At 65.9% G+C, this 14,311-nt stretch carries 11 protein-coding genes and 3 tRNA genes; 7 read left to right on the top strand and 7 right to left on the bottom strand.

Translation table 11 applies throughout. From position 1 onward, the window contains the following. Positions 1-82: 82 nt before the first annotated feature. The 3 genes from J5M67_RS11225 to J5M67_RS11215 form a co-directional block, all read right to left on the bottom strand. Positions 83-159: transfer RNA gene (locus J5M67_RS11225), tRNA-Met, on the bottom strand. A gap of 117 nt (positions 160-276) precedes the next feature. Then, a tRNA-Met gene (locus tag J5M67_RS11220) sits at positions 277-353 on the bottom strand. A gap of 116 nt (positions 354-469) precedes the next feature. Then, positions 470-546, bottom strand: a tRNA-Met gene (locus tag J5M67_RS11215). Between the two features lie 201 nt (positions 547-747). Between J5M67_RS11215 and dinB the strand changes: the two genes are divergently transcribed. Further along, positions 748-1,803, top strand: coding sequence for a DNA polymerase IV (dinB, locus tag J5M67_RS11210; RefSeq protein WP_207885387.1), 1,056 nt, complete (start codon positions 748-750; stop codon positions 1,801-1,803). A gap of 18 nt (positions 1,804-1,821) precedes the next feature. On the opposite strand, the gene J5M67_RS11205 is transcribed toward dinB, so the two are convergent. The 4 genes from J5M67_RS11205 to J5M67_RS11190 form a co-directional block, all read right to left on the bottom strand. After that, the gene (locus J5M67_RS11205) at positions 1,822-2,220 is read right to left on the bottom strand and encodes an META domain-containing protein (RefSeq protein WP_207885386.1); all 399 of its coding nucleotides are present in this window, start codon (positions 2,218-2,220) and stop codon (positions 1,822-1,824) included. Next, positions 2,217-2,657 carry a hypothetical protein gene (locus J5M67_RS11200; RefSeq protein ID WP_207885385.1) on the bottom strand — a complete coding sequence of 147 codons (441 nt, stop codon included), beginning with the start codon at positions 2,655-2,657 and terminating at the stop codon, positions 2,217-2,219. The genes J5M67_RS11205 and J5M67_RS11200 overlap by 4 nt, the downstream gene beginning before the upstream one ends. 62 nt (positions 2,658-2,719) lie before the next feature. Next, the gene (locus J5M67_RS11195; protein WP_207885384.1) at positions 2,720-3,709 is read right to left on the bottom strand and encodes a 2-hydroxyacid dehydrogenase; all 990 of its coding nucleotides are present in this window, start codon (positions 3,707-3,709) and stop codon (positions 2,720-2,722) included. Positions 3,710-3,721: 12 nt separating this feature from the next. Continuing rightward, a complete protein-coding gene (locus J5M67_RS11190) occupies positions 3,722-6,508 on the bottom strand; it encodes a response regulator (RefSeq protein WP_207885383.1) in 2,787 nt (928 codons plus the stop codon). Between the two features lie 126 nt (positions 6,509-6,634). Here J5M67_RS11190 and J5M67_RS11185 point away from each other — a divergent pair, with 126 nt between their 5' ends. The 6 genes from J5M67_RS11185 to mazG all read left to right on the top strand — a co-directional run bounded on the left by J5M67_RS11185 (position 6,635) and on the right by mazG (position 14,215). Next, the gene (locus tag J5M67_RS11185) at positions 6,635-7,345 is read left to right on the top strand and encodes a response regulator transcription factor (protein WP_207885382.1); all 711 of its coding nucleotides are present in this window, start codon (positions 6,635-6,637) and stop codon (positions 7,343-7,345) included. Beyond that, positions 7,338-8,693 carry a sensor histidine kinase gene (locus J5M67_RS11180; RefSeq protein WP_207885381.1) on the top strand — a complete coding sequence of 452 codons (1,356 nt, stop codon included), beginning with the start codon at positions 7,338-7,340 and terminating at the stop codon, positions 8,691-8,693. The genes J5M67_RS11185 and J5M67_RS11180 overlap by 8 nt, the downstream gene beginning before the upstream one ends. A gap of 91 nt (positions 8,694-8,784) precedes the next feature. Next, positions 8,785-9,684: a cysteine synthase CysM gene (gene cysM, locus J5M67_RS11175; protein ID WP_207885380.1), complete on the top strand. Its 900-nt coding sequence runs from the start codon at positions 8,785-8,787 to the stop codon at positions 9,682-9,684. 1 nt (position 9,685) lies between these two features. Next, positions 9,686-11,038 (top strand): 23S rRNA (uracil(1939)-C(5))-methyltransferase RlmD, encoded by a 1,353-nt coding sequence (gene rlmD / locus J5M67_RS11170; protein WP_207885379.1) that lies wholly within the window; start codon positions 9,686-9,688, stop codon positions 11,036-11,038. Positions 11,039-11,130: 92 nt separating this feature from the next. After that, positions 11,131-13,389 carry a GTP diphosphokinase gene (relA, locus tag J5M67_RS11165; protein ID WP_207885378.1) on the top strand — a complete coding sequence of 753 codons (2,259 nt, stop codon included), beginning with the start codon at positions 11,131-11,133 and terminating at the stop codon, positions 13,387-13,389. Then, entirely contained in the window at positions 13,382-14,215 is an 834-nt protein-coding gene (gene mazG, locus J5M67_RS11160) for a nucleoside triphosphate pyrophosphohydrolase (protein ID WP_207885377.1), read from the top strand. The genes relA and mazG overlap by 8 nt, the downstream gene beginning before the upstream one ends. Positions 14,216-14,311 lie beyond the last annotated feature (96 nt).

Raw genomic sequence — 14,311 nt, 5'->3', positions numbered from 1 at the left:
CCTGGGAGCGAGGATTTGCTGAAGCAGTTTCTCTGGCACAACGAAAAAAGCCACTCCTAAGAGTGGCTTTCTTCTTGATGTCTGGTTGCGGGAGCAGGATTTGAACCTACGACCTTCGGGTTATGAGCCCGACGAGCTACCAGACTGCTCCATCCCGCGGCGGCCATTCTACGCAGATGAAGGTTTGTGTCAATCGATATTTCCGTTTTCGATCAAAGATTTAAATCGCGCGCAAACGAAAAAGGCCACTCCGAAGAGTGGCCTTTTCACGGTGTCTGGTTGCGGGAGCAGGATTTGAACCTACGACCTTCGGGTTATGAGCCCGACGAGCTACCAGACTGCTCCATCCCGCGGCGGCCATTCTACGCAGATGAAAGCTCTTGTCAATCGATATTTCGCCTTCGATCAATAATTTAAATCACGTACAAACGAAAAAAGCCACTCCGAAGAGTGGCCTTTTCACGGTGTCTGGTTGCGGGAGCAGGATTTGAACCTACGACCTTCGGGTTATGAGCCCGACGAGCTACCAGACTGCTCCATCCCGCGGTGACCATTCTACGCGGGTTGACTGCCGTGTCAATTGAAAGGAGGAAAAAGTCATTTCCAATCATATGGTTAGTGGAGGTTAGGCCTGCGGGAGGCGCTCTTGCAGGCGTGGCGAACGGTGGGGTTGGACCTTATTTGAAGCCTGTATAATGGAGAGCCGTCGTTTATCGAGGCGGTAAACACGTTCGGCTAGCAGGCACTATGCGGCAACGAAAGATCATCCACATCGATTGCGACTGCTTCTATGCCGCCATCGAAATGCGCGACGACCCGAGCCTCGTGGGCAAGCCGCTGGCCGTGGGTGGTTCGCCGGACAAGCGCGGCGTGGTCGCGACCTGCAACTACGAGGCGCGCGCCTACGGCCTGCATTCGGCGATGGCGATGCGCACGGCAGTGAAGCTGTGCCCCGACCTGACCATCGTCCGCCCGCGCATGGACGTGTACCGCGAGACCTCCCGCGAGATCCACGCGATCTTCCGCGACTACACCGAGCAGATCGAACCGCTGTCGCTGGATGAGGCCTATCTGGACGTCAGCGACAGCGAGCGCTGCGGTGGCAGTGCCACGCGGATCGCCCAGGAGATTCGCCGACGTGTCTGGGAGACCCTGCACATCACGGTATCGGCCGGGGTAGCGCCGAACAAGTTCATCGCCAAGATCGCCAGCGACTGGCGCAAGCCCAACGGCCTGTTCGTGGTGACGCCGGACGAGGTGGACGGCTTCGTCGCCGAGCTGCCGGTGAAGAAACTGCACGGCGTGGGCAAGGTCACGGCGGAGAAGCTGGCGCGCCTGGGCATCCGCACCTGTGCGGACCTGCGCGACTGGTCGCGAATCCAGCTGGCCAAGGAGTTCGGTAGCTTCGGTGAGCGGCTCTGGGGGCTGTCGCGGGGGATCGATGAGCGCCCGGTGCAGGTGGACAGCCGGCGCCAGTCGATCAGCGTGGAGAACACTTTTGATCAGGACCTGCCCGACCTGGCCGCCTGCCAGGAGGAGCTGCCGTCACTGCTGGGCGAGCTGGAGCGGCGCATGACCCGACTGGATGCCAGCTACCGGCCGGGCAAACCCTTCATCAAGCTGAAGTTCCACGACTTCACCCAGACCACCCTGGAACAGGCCGGCGCGGCGCGGGACCTGGACAGCTATCGGCTGTTGCTGGGGCAGGCGTTCCAACGCGGCAACAAGGCGGTGCGGCTGATCGGCGTGGGGGTGCGCCTGGTCGACCTGCGAGGAGCGCACGAGCAGCTCAGCCTGTTCTGAGACTTCAGGAGTCGAGGATCAGCCTTCCGGCCACATGCGCATGGCGCGGCCCGAAGCCGGCCACAGGCGCAGTTCGCCTTCTTCGGTGATGTCCCAGCGCTGGATTTCGCCGAGCATCTTGAGGAACTGCTGCTCCTGTTCCATCAGCGCCTCGGCGCACATCTTGCGGGTGGAACCGGGCTTGCCGAAGGTCAGCTTGTCGTCGTCCAGCGTGTAGCTGGCGAACCAGTGGTTGCAGCCGGCGCTGCCGTAGGCGCGGCCGCTGCCATCGAGGGTCAGGGTGACGTGGCTGTAGTCGATCAGCGGACGCTCGCCGATCCACTCGATGCGGTAGGTCTGGTCGGCTTCAGGGACCGGCTTGCTGGCGCAACCGGCCACGGCCAGCGCCATGCAGGCGCCGGCGAACAGGGTCTTCATGCAATCTCCTTGCTCTGGCAATCCGGGCAGAGGTGGCGGGTGCCGGCCTTCGCCCAACCCAGCTCGCCGATGCGCGCTTCGGCGGCAGGCTGCTGGGCGGCCTTGCCGAGGGTGGCGTCGACGGCGAATTCGAACTTCAGTGTAGCCCCGCAACCGTCACAGTTGACCGTCCATTCGTGGATGGCCAGTTCCCGGAACACCGGCCCCTTGGCCACGGCCATCCACTGTCCCGGCGGGTTGATCAGGTGGCGGACCTTTTCCACGTCCAGCGTCATGCTCAGGCTCTTGCTGCCCTTGAGGCTGACCAGCAGGGTGTCGCCAGCCTGGATCGAGCCGCCGATGCCGGTGACCTGGTAGCGGCCCGGAGTCAGCGCACGGCACTCGTTGAGGGTGAATTGCGGGTTGAGCAGGGTGTAGCGGAAATCGTGCTGGGCCATGGGTCCTCCGGGAAAGCGCGGCATTCTAGGCGGCGTAGCGCTCGGATGCGAGCGCCAACCGATCAAGCTTCAACCAGATTGACCGGCTTGCCGGCCTGCCAGGCGCCGATGTTGTCCAGCGTGGTTTCGGCGATGGCGGCCAGCGCCTCGCGGGTCAGGAACCCCTGGTGGGCGGTGATGATGACGTTGGGGAAGGTCAGCAGGCGCGCCAGCACGTCGTCCTGCAGCGGCTGGTCGGAACGGTCGGCGAAGAAGATGTCGGCTTCTTCTTCATAGACGTCCAGGCCGAGGTAGCCGAGCTGACCGCTTTTCAGCGCCTCGATCAGCGCCGGGGTGTCCACCAGCGCGCCGCGCCCGGTATTGATCAGCATGGCGCCGCGCTTCATCCGTTGCAGGCTGCGCGGGTTGATCAGGTGCCGGGTGGCGTCGTTGAGCGGGCAATGCAGGCTGAGGATGTCGGACTGGGCGAGCAGGTCGTCCAGCTCGACGAAGCGGCCGCCCAGGGCCTCGATGGCGCGGTTGGGGTAAGGGTCGTAAGCGAGGATGTGGCAGCCGAAGCCGCTCATGATGCGGGCGAAGACTTCGCCGATCTGGCCGCTGCCGATGAGACCGACCGTACGCCCATGCAGGTCGAAGCCGGTCAGTCCATGCAGCGAAAAGTCGCCGTCGCGGGTGCGGTTGTAGGCGCGGTGAAGCTGCCGGCAGAGCGCCAGGACCAATCCCACGGCATGTTCCGCCACGGCATACGGCGAATAGGCCGGAACCCGCACCACGGAAAGTCCCAGGGCGTGGGCAGCCTTGAGGTCGACATGGTTGTAGCCGGCCGAGCGCAGGGCGATCAGACGGGTTCCGCCGGCGACCAACTGTTCCAGCACCGGGCGCGACAGATCGTCATTGACGAAGGGGCAGACCACCTCGAAGCCGCTGGCCAGGGCCACGGTGTCCAGGCGCAGTTGCGCCTGCTGGAAATGCAGGTCGAAGCCATGGCTGCGGTTGGCCGCAATGAAGCTGTCGTGGTCGTAGGGCTGGTTGCTGAACAGGATGATGCGCATGGTCTTGCTGTCTCAGGGCGTGTCTTGCGGGAGCGCCGCGTTGGCTGCGGTTTCGGCTTCGTGGTTTTCCGTGGCCTTGGCCAGTTCGGCCATGGCCTTGTCGAGCTCGTTCAGGGCCGCGGGGGCGTCCGGGTCGTTCTGCTTGAGCAGCGTCTCCGCCCGCTGGCAGGCGGCGCGCAGCATGGGCACGCCGCAATAGCGGGTGGCGCCGTGCAGGCGATGGATGCGTTCGAGCAGGGTGTTGCGGTCGTTGCGCTCGCGGGCCTGGCGGATCACCTCGCGGTCGGCGGACAGTGAGGCGAGCAACATGCCGAGCATGTCGGCGGCCAGCTCCGCCTTGCCGGCAGCCAGGCGCAGGCCTTCGGCGGGGTCCAGCACGCTCAGTGCGCTCAGTCCGGATTCGCTGCTGTGCGCTTCCGTGCGCGGCGCGCCCAGGCGCATCCCGGTCCATTTCAGCAGCACCTGGGTCAACTGGCGCTCGTCGATGGGCTTGGTCAGGTAGTCGTCCATGCCGCCTTGCAGCAGGGCACGCTTTTCGTTGGCCAGGGCGTGGGCGGTGAGGGCGATGATCGGTACCGGACTGACTTCGCGCTCGGCTTCCCATCGGCGAATCGCGTCGGTGGCCTGGCGTCCGTCCATGCCGGGCATCTGCACGTCCATGAACACCAGGTCGAAGCGCTCGCGCTGCACTGCGTCCACGGCGGCCTGGCCGCTGTCGACGGCGACCACCTGGGCGCCCATGTCGTTCAGCAGGGTCTTCACCAGCAGCAGGTTGGCCGGATTGTCGTCGACGCAGAGCAGATGCGGTGCGCGCTCCAGCATGCCGTTGGCGCTCTTTTCCTTGCGGCTCGGACGCAGGTGCAGCAGTTCGTTCAGCGCCTGCTGCAGCTTGCGGGTGCAGGCCGGCTTGCTCTGTACCTGGGACTCGGGCAGCACTGCGTTGTAGTGCGCCTGCTCGATGGTCGGGCAGAGCACCAGGCTCTTGCAGCCGTGTTGTTCGAGTTCACGGATGGACTGGCGCAGCAGCTCCGGCGGGTGGGTGGCGGAGGTCACGCCGAGCAGCGCCAGGCCGATCGGCGGCTGGCCCTGGGGATCGACCGCCAGCGCCCGCTCCAGCGACGCGAGATCGGGAAATTCGTTGACCTCCAGGCCGCAGTCTTCCAGCTGGTGGTGCAGTGCGGTGCGGGTCAGCTCATGGGGTTCGTAGAGCGCCACGCGCTGCCCGCCGGCCAGGGCCGGCAGCAGGTCGTCGCCGTCGTCGCGGGCCTTGGGCAGGTTGAGGCTGATCCAGAATTCGGAGCCCTCGCCAGAGCTGCTGTCGACGCCGATCTCGCCGCCCATCTGTTCTATCAGACGCTTGGAGATGACCAGCCCCAGTCCGGTACCGCCGGCCTGGCGCGACAGCGAGTTGTCGGCCTGGCTGAAGGCCTGGAACAACGCGCGCAGGTCCGCGTCGGTGAGGCCGACGCCGGTGTCCTGCACGCTGATGCGCAGTTGCGCGCGATCATCGCTCTCGTCTTCGAGCATAGCGCGCACGGCGATGCTGCCTTCGTGGGTGAACTTGATGGCGTTGCTCACCAGGTTGGTCAGCACCTGCTTCAGGCGCTGCGGGTCACCCACCAGCTGCAGCGGGGTGTCGCGGTAGATCAGGCTGACCAGCTCCAGCTGCTTTTCGTGGGCGGCGGGGGCGAGGATGGTCAGGGTGTCCTGGATCAGTTCGCGCAGGTTGAAGGGGATGTTCTCCAGCACCAGCTTGCCGGCCTCGATCTTCGAGAAGTCGAGGATCTCGTTGATGATCCCCAGCAGGCTTTCGGCGGACTTGTGGATGGTGCCGAGGTAGTCCTGCTGGCGCGAGGTCAGCTCGCTCTTCTGCAGGAGGTTGGTGAAGCCGAGGATGCCATTGAGCGGGGTGCGGATCTCGTGGCTCATGTTGGCGAGGAATTCGGACTTGATCCGGCTCGCCTCCAGGGCCTCCTTGCGCGCCAGATCCAGTTCGATGTTCTGGATCTCGATGGTTTCCAGGTTCTGCCGCACGTCCTCGGTGGCCTGGTCGATGTTGTGCAGCATCTCTTCCTGGGCGCTCTGCAGGGCCTCGGCCATGCGGTTGATGCCGCCAGCGAGCTCGTCCAGTTCGTGGCTGCCCAGTGCCGGCAGGCGGGTTTCCAGACGGCCCTCCTTGAGCTGCGCGACGCCCTGGGCGATCTGCGCCAGCGGCGCGTTGATCGCGCGGCTCATGCGCAGGGCGAGCAGGGCGGTGACCACCAGGCCGGTGACGATCAGCAGCAGGCTGGTGAACAGGCTGCGGTAGCCGCGCAGCAGGGTGCCGTGGTGCGACAGCTCCAGCTCTACCCAGCCGAGCAGCTTGGCGCCGTCGCTGTCCGGGTCGCCCGAAAGGTTGCGGTGCCGGCCCAGTACCGGGAGGAGGAAGTGGGTGGTATCCAGGTTGCTGGTCATGCTCAGGCGCGAACTGTCCCCGCTGGGCATGGGGGTGAGGATGCTGGGGCCGGCGTGGACCAAGCGTTCCCGCTCGGGATTGAGGAAGGTGACGGCACGCACGTCCGGCTGGTCCAGCGCTTCGGTGGCGATGCGCAACAGCAGCTCGGTGTTGTTCTGCGCCAGTGCCGGAGCGGAAAGCGGCGCCAGTTGCTCGGCAATCAGTTGCCCGCGCTCGATCAGCTGGGCGCGCATGTCCGACAACTGCACCCAGGTGAAATAGCCACCCAATACCAGCGCCAGCAGGCTGGTGGGCAGCAGGGTGAGCAGCAGGACACGTCCCTTGATGCCGAGATCCTTGAACACGCGATTCCTCCGGTGCGGTTTTCCCCGGCAGTGTAGCGGTTCAGACCTGCGGCAGGGGCCTTCGCCTTGCCGAGATTGCGCCGAATCGGGAATACTGGGCGCAATTGCTAATCACTCTTATTCAATATGAACGCATTTTCCTCCTCGGGTCTGCGCCTGCTGACCATCGAGGGCGATCCAACGCTGGGCGCCCACCTGTCTTCCCACCTGAGCGAACGCGGTTTCGCGGTCACCTGGTGCCAGGATGGCGACGCGGGCCTTGCCGAGGCGTGCGGTGGCGATTACGACCTGGTGCTGATGGATATCCTGCTGCCGGGCATCGATGGCCTGGACATCCTGCGCCGGCTGCGGCGTGAGCGTTCGGTGCCGGTGATCTTGATGTCCGCCCTGGGCGCCGAGCAGGACCGCATTGCCGGCTTCTCCCAGGGCGCCGACGACTACCTGCCAAAGCCCTTCAGCCTGGTCGAATTAAGCGTGCGGGTCGACGCGGTGCTGCGCCGGGTGGCGCTGGAGCGCGGGTTGCAGGTGCCGGTGGGCGGCAGCGATGGTCTGCAACTGGACGGCGAAAAGGCCGACGCCAGCCTGGAAGGCAACTGGGCGGGGCTCACCGCGACCGAGTTCCGTCTGCTGGAGACCTTCCTCGCCAGTCCGGGAGAGATTCTCAGCAAGGCCTTCCTTTACCAGCATGTCCTGCACCGCGCCTTCACCCCCCATGACCGCTCGCTGGACATGCATGTCAGCCACCTGCGCCGCAAGCTGCAGGCCATCGGCTATCTGCGTCACCAGTTGCAGACGGTGTGGGGCAAGGGCTACGTGTTCCGCGATAGCGATGGCTGACGTACCTGGACGTCACTCGCTGTTCTGGCGGCTGGCGGTCGCGCTGGTGGCCTTCTGCTTGCTGCTGATCTGGCTGTCCTGGTCGTGGGGCAAGCAGGTCGAGCGGCACAGCTACTACCTGTCCGCCGAGGCGCGGGAGGTGCTCGGCGGTTACGCTCGCGAGGCGGAGCGGGCCTGGCGCTCCGGCGGGGCGGCTGGGATCGACGCCTGGCTGGAAGGGATGCGCCAGCGCGAGGCGGGCTGGATGACGGTGGTCGATGCCCGGTTGCAGGCCCTGGGCAGCGTTCCGTTGAGCCTGGAGGAAGTCTCGCACCTGACCTTCCAGCGCGGAGTGGAGTGGCCGGTGAGTTCACGCTCTGTTCAGCTGCCCTACATCGGCATCCCGTTCCCCGGCGACCCGACTGCTGGCCGCCTGGTGCTGCAATTGCCGGCGCGCTACCTGCCCAGCGGTTTCACCCTCATTCACCAGTCGCTGACCCACGGCCTGATGCCGATCGTGCTGGCGCTGTTGCTGTGCGCCTTGCTCTACCGTTACCTGGTACGCCCGCTGGCGCGCCTGCGCGATCACGCCAATGCCCTGCGGGCCGACGACCTGGGCTCGGTGGCCGGCCCCGAACTCAGCGCCCGACGTGACGAGCTGGGCGAGTTGGGCCGGGCCCTGGACCACATGGCGGAACGCCTGCGTAGCCATGTGGGCTTCCAGCGCCAGTTGCTGCGCGACCTGTCCCACGAACTGCGTACTCCACTCAGTCGCCTGCGGGTGGCGGGCGACAGTCGGATCAGCGAGGCGGCGCTGCGTCAGCGGCTCGAACGCGAGGTGGAGGTGATGCAGCGCCTGGTCGCCGATACCCTGGAGTTGGCCTGGCTGGATACCGAGCGACCGCACCTGGAGCGGGAGGACATCGACCTCCTGTCGCTTTGGGAACTGCTGGTGGACGACGCCCGCTTCGAAGCGGGCTGGGCACCGGAGCGCTTCCTTTATCAGGTGCCGCCCGGGTGTCGCGTGCGCGGCCACCTCAACGGCCTGGCGCGGGCGCTGGAAAACCTGCTGCGCAACGCCATCCGTCACTCGCCTGGCGATGGCCGCATTCGCCTGGGTGGTTGCCGGGAGGGCGCGTTCTGGCATCTCGTGCTGGAGGATGACGGCCCTGGCGTTCCCGAGGCCGATCTCGAACGCATCTTCCTGCCCTTCACCCGTCTGTCCGCTGCGCGCAGCGAAGAAGGCTTCGGCCTGGGCCTGAGCATCGCCCGCAGTTCGGTGCGCATGCAGGGCGGCGAACTCTGGGCGGATCGCGGTTCGGCGGGGCTGCGCGTGCATCTGCGATTGCCCGCCGCAAGCGGCCTCTGAGTAATTGCACACGGCTTGTTAGGAAACTTCGTATGGCGCGCCGCGGTTTGCCGTTATCATAGGTGGCCTGGTTTCAGATCCGAGTGCCTCCATGACCGTGCAGTATCCGACTATCGCCGATTGCGTCGGCAATACCCCGCTGGTGCGCCTGCAACGCCTGCCTGGGAATACTTCCAACACTCTGCTGGTGAAGCTCGAGGGCAACAATCCCGCTGGCTCGGTGAAGGATCGCCCGGCGCTGTCGATGATCACCCGTGCCGAGCTGCGTGGCGACATCAAGCCCGGCGACACGCTGATCGAGGCCACCTCCGGCAACACCGGCATCGCCCTGGCGATGGCGGCGGCGATCAAGGGCTACCGCATGATCCTGATCATGCCGGACAACTCCACCGCCGAACGCAAGGCCGCCATGACCGCCTACGGCGCCGAGCTGATCCTGGTGACCAAGGAGCAGGGCATGGAAGGCGCCCGCGACCTGGCCGACCAGATGGCGCGCGAAGGCCAGGGCAAGGTCCTCGACCAGTTCGCCAATGGCGACAACCCGATTGCTCACTACAACTCCACCGGCCCGGAAATCTGGCAGCAGACCGGTGGTGAGATCACCCATTTCATCAGCTCCATGGGCACCACCGGCACCATCATGGGGGTGTCGCGCTACCTCAAGGAGCAGAACCCGGACGTGCAGATCGTCGGCCTGCAGCCGATGGAAGGCTCGGCCATTCCCGGCATCCGCCGCTGGCCCCAGGAGTACCTGCCGAAGATCTTCGACTCGACCCGTGTCGATCGCGTCGTCGACATGCAGCAGAGCGAAGCCGAAGACGTGATGCGCCGCCTGGCCCGTGAAGAGGGCATCTTCTGCGGCGTGTCGTCCGGCGGTGCGGTGGCGGCCATGCTGCGCCTGTCGCGCGAACTGGAAAACGCGACCCTGGTGGCGATCATCTGCGACCGTGGCGACCGTTATCTTTCCTCGGGCGTGTTCGATCCCCACTGACATGGCCAAGCAGAGATCCGGCCTGCGTTTCCAGCCCAGCGGCGGAGCGCGAGGTACCGCGGTACCGGTGGGCAAGAAGCAGCGTCTGAGCATCGAGCGCCTGGCCCATGATGGCCGTGGCATCGCCCATGCCGATGGACGCACCTGGTTCGTCGCCGGCGCCCTGCCAGGCGAAGCGGTGGAGGCCCGTGTGCTGACTGCCCGCAGCCAGATCGTGGAAGCCCGCAGCGAGCGCATCTTTACCGCCGCCGAGAACCGCCGCAGCGCACCGTGCCCGGTGGCCGGCATCTGCGGCGGCTGCAGCCTGCAGCATCTGCCCCACGCCGATCAGCTGGCGCTCAAGCAGCGCACCCTTGCCGAGCAACTGGAGCGTTTCTCCGGGCTGGTTCCGCAGGAGTGGGCTGCGCCGCTGGTGGGGCCGGAATTCGGTTACCGTCGCCGTGCGCGCCTCGCCGTGCGCTGGGACGTCAAGGCCAAGCGTCTGGAAGTCGGTTTCCGCGCCGCCGCCAGCCAGGCCATCGTCGCGTTCGACGACTGCCTGGTGCTGGTGCCTGAACTGCAATCGCTGGCCCGCGAGTTGCCGGAGCTGCTGCGTGGCTTTGCCAAACCGCAGGCCCTCGGCCACGTCGAGCTGTTCCAGGGCACTGCCAGCGCACTACTGCTGCGGCATATCGAACCTTTGTCCGATGGCGACCTGGCACGACTGCTGGAATTCTGTTCGGCACGCGATGTGCAATTGTGGTTGCAGGGCGACGGAGAACCGACGCCGCATGCCGGTAACGCCGACCTCGGCTTCCGGCTCGATACCTGGAACCTGACCCTGGCCTATCGTCCCGGCGACTTCGTGCAAGTGAACGCGCCGGTCAACGAGGCGATGGTCGTCCAGGCATTGGACTGGCTCAAGCCCACGGCCGACGAGCGCGTGCTGGACCTGTTCTGTGGCCTGGGCAACTTCGCCCTGCCGCTGGCGCGCCAGGTGCGTGAAGTGGTCGGAGTGGAAGGTGTGCAGGCGATGGTCGAGCGCGCCGCGGCCAATGCCCGGGCCAATAGCCTTGCCAATACCCGGTTCCACCAGGCGGACCTTTCGAAACCGCTTGCCGGCGCCCTCTGGGCGGCGGAGGATTTCACCGCTGTGCTGCTCGACCCTCCGCGCGACGGAGCCTTCGAGGCGGCACGGGAAATGCGTTCATTGGGCGCCGAGCGGGTACTTTATGTGTCCTGCAACCCGGCGACCCTGGCGCGCGATGCAGGCGAACTGGCCCGACAGGGCTATCGGCTGAAGCGCGCCGGCATCCTCGACATGTTCCCGCAGACGGCGCATGTGGAGGCGATGGCTTTGTTCGAGGCGAGCTAGGACGGCTCGCGCAATCCGACCGGCCCAGGCAAGAAGAAAGGCCGGCGCTGTGAGCGGTGCACCGTGGGGCACCGTGGGGAAGGGTAGACACGATGGTACAGGTGAGAGCGCACCAGCCGGTCAACACTGACGGCAGCATCAACCTCGAGGCCTGGCTGGACCATGTCCAGACCCTGGTCCCGCTACTGGATCGCAAGGTCCTGCTGGACGCCTGCGAATTCGCCCGCGAGGTCGAAAACAAGGCAACCAGCAAGGCGGACAACTCCTGGGCGGACGGCACCTCCAGCTTCCAGACGGGCCTGGAGATCGCCGAGATACTGGCGGACCTCAAGCTCGACCAGGAATCCCTGGTCGCCGCGGTGATCTACCGTGGCGTACGCGAGGGCAAGGTCAAGCTGGAAGAGGTCCAGCAGCGCTTCGGCTCGGTGGTCGCCAAGCTGATCGAAGGCGTGCTGCGCATGGCGGCGATCAGCACCAGCCTCAACCCCCGGCAGTCGCTGGTGCTCGGCACCCAGGCGCAGATCGAGAACCTGCGCAAGATGCTGGTGGCCATGGTCGACGACGTACGCGTCGCGCTGATCAAGCTGGCCGAGCGCACCTGCGCCATCCGCGCGGTGAAGAACGGCGACGATGAAAAGCGCATGCGCGTCGCCCGCGAGGTGTTCGACATCTACGCGCCGCTGGCTCACCGCCTGGGGATCGGCCACATCAAGTGGGAGCTGGAGGACCTGTCCTTCCGCTACCTGGAACCCGACCAGTACAAGCAGATCGCCAAGCTGCTGCACGAGCGCCGGCTGGACCGCGAGCAGTACATCGCCACCGTGATGCAGCAGCTCAAGGACGCCCTGGCCGCTACCGGCATCAAGGCCGATCTCTCCGGCCGCGCCAAGCACATCTATTCCATCTGGCGGAAGATGCAGCGCAAGGGCCTGGACTTCAGCCAGATCTACGACGTGCGCGCCGTGCGCGTGCTGGTGCCGGAAATGCGCGACTGCTACACCGCGCTGGGCATCGTGCACACCCTCTGGCGGCACATCCCCAAGGAATTCGACGACTACATCGCCAACCCCAAGGAAAACGGCTACCGCTCGCTGCACACCGCGGTGATCGGTCCCGAGGGCAAGGTGCTGGAAGTGCAGATCCGCACCCACGCCATGCACGAGGAAGCCGAGCTGGGCGTGTGCGCGCACTGGCGCTACAAGGGCACCGACGTCAAGGCCAGCTCCAACCACTACGAAGAGAAGATTTCCTGGCTGCGCCAGGTGCTGGAGTGGCACGAGGAACTGGGCGACATCGGCGGACTGGCTGAACAGCTGCGGGTGGATATCGAGCCCGACCGGGTCTACGTCTTCACTCCCGACGGCCACGCCATCGACCTGCCCAAGGGCGCGACCCCGCTGGACTTCGCCTACCGCGTGCACACCGAGGTCGGCCACAACTGCCGTGGCGCCAAGATCAACGGCCGCATCGTGCCGCTGAACTACAGCCTGCAGACCGGCGAGCAGGTGGAAATCATCACCGGCAAGCAGAGCGGGCCGAGCCGTGATTGGCTGAACCAGAACCTGGGCTACGTCACCACCTCGCGGGCGCGGGCGAAGATCGTCCATTGGTTCAAGCTGCAGGCGCGCGACCAGAACGTCGCCGCCGGCAAGGCCATGCTCGAACGCGAGCTGGGCCGTCTGGCGCTGCCGCCGGTGGACTTCGAGAAGCTCGCCGAGAAGGCCAACTACAAGACCGGCGAAGACCTCTTCGCCGCCCTGGGCGCCGGCGACCTGCGCCTGGCCCACGTGGTCAGCTATGCGCAGCAGCTGGTGGAGCCCGAGCGCGGCACCGAGCAACTCGAACTCATCCCGCGCAAGCCGAGCAAGATCGGCCATGGCAAGCGCGGCGACATCCAGATCCAGGGCGTCGGCAATCTGCTCACGCAGATGGCCGGCTGCTGCCAGCCGCTGCCGGGCGACCCGATCGTCGGCTATATCACCCTCGGCCGCGGCGTCACCATCCACCGCCAGGACTGCGCCACCGCGCTGCAACTGACTGGCCGCGAGCCGGAGCGGATCATCCAGGTCAGCTGGGGGCCGGTGCCGGTCAGCACCTATCCGGTGGATATCGTCATCCGCGCCTACGATCGCTCAGGCCTGCTGCGCGACGTCTCCCAGGTGCTGCTCAACGAGCGCATCAACGTCCTGGCGGTCAACACCCGCTCGGACAAGGAAGACAACACCGCGGTCATGCGCCTGACCATCGAGATTCCGGGTCTTGACGCACTGGGCCGCCTGCTGGCGCGGGTCTCCCAGCTGCCCAACATCATCGAGGCGCGCCGCGACCGCGCGGGTGGCAAGGATGTATAAGCTCGACGACCTGCTGCACCTGATGGCCCGTCTGCGCGACCCGCAGCACGGTTGCCCGTGGGACCTGAAGCAGAGCTACGCGACCATCGTTCCCTACACCCTCGAAGAAGCCTACGAAGTCGCCGACGCCATCGAGCGCGGCGACTTCGATCACCTGCGCGAGGAACTGGGCGACCTGCTGTTCCAGGTTGTCTACTACGCACAGCTGGCTCGGGAGGAGGGGCGCTTCGAATTCGACGCGGTGGTCGATGGCATCACCACAAAGCTGATCCGTCGCCATCCCCACGTGTTCCCCGACGGCGACCTCTACGGCAAGCCGGACAAGGCAAAGCTTGAGGAAGCCGCAGTCAAGCAGCGCTGGGAAGAGCTCAAGGCCGAGGAGCGCGCCGCCAAGGCCGCCGAGCCGGTGCAGCTGTCCCTGCTGGACGACGTGCCTCACGCTCTGCCGGCGCTGAGCCGCGCCAACAAGCTGCAGAAGCGTGCTTCCCAGGTCGGCTTCGACTGGGCTGACGCCCTGCCGGTGGTGGACAAGGTCCGCGAGGAGCTGGACGAGGTGCTCGAAGCCATGGCCGGCGGCGACACCGAGGCCCAGGCAGAAGAGGTGGGCGACCTGTTGTTCGTGGTGGTCAACCTGGCGCGCAAGCTCAAGGTCGACCCGGAAACCGCCCTGCGTGCGGCCAACGCCAAGTTCGAGCGGCGTTTCCGCTACATCGAGACGGCCTTGCGTGACCAGGGGCGTAGCCTCGAAGACAGCAGCCTGGAAGAAATGGACGAACTCTGGGGTGCTGCCAAGCGCGACGAGAAGAACCCGCTCAGCTGTGGATAAATTCTCCCGGCCATGAAAAAGCCCCGCAATCGCGGGGCTTTTTTGTTCTTCGTAGGACCGAGGGGGACGCCCAGTCCTTGCTCGCGAACCGCTTGA

This window comes from Pseudomonas sp. 30_B, from assembly GCF_017491605.1.
Lineage (GTDB): Bacteria > Pseudomonadota > Gammaproteobacteria > Pseudomonadales > Pseudomonadaceae > Pseudomonas.
This window is presented reverse-complemented; position numbering and strand designations above follow the sequence as displayed.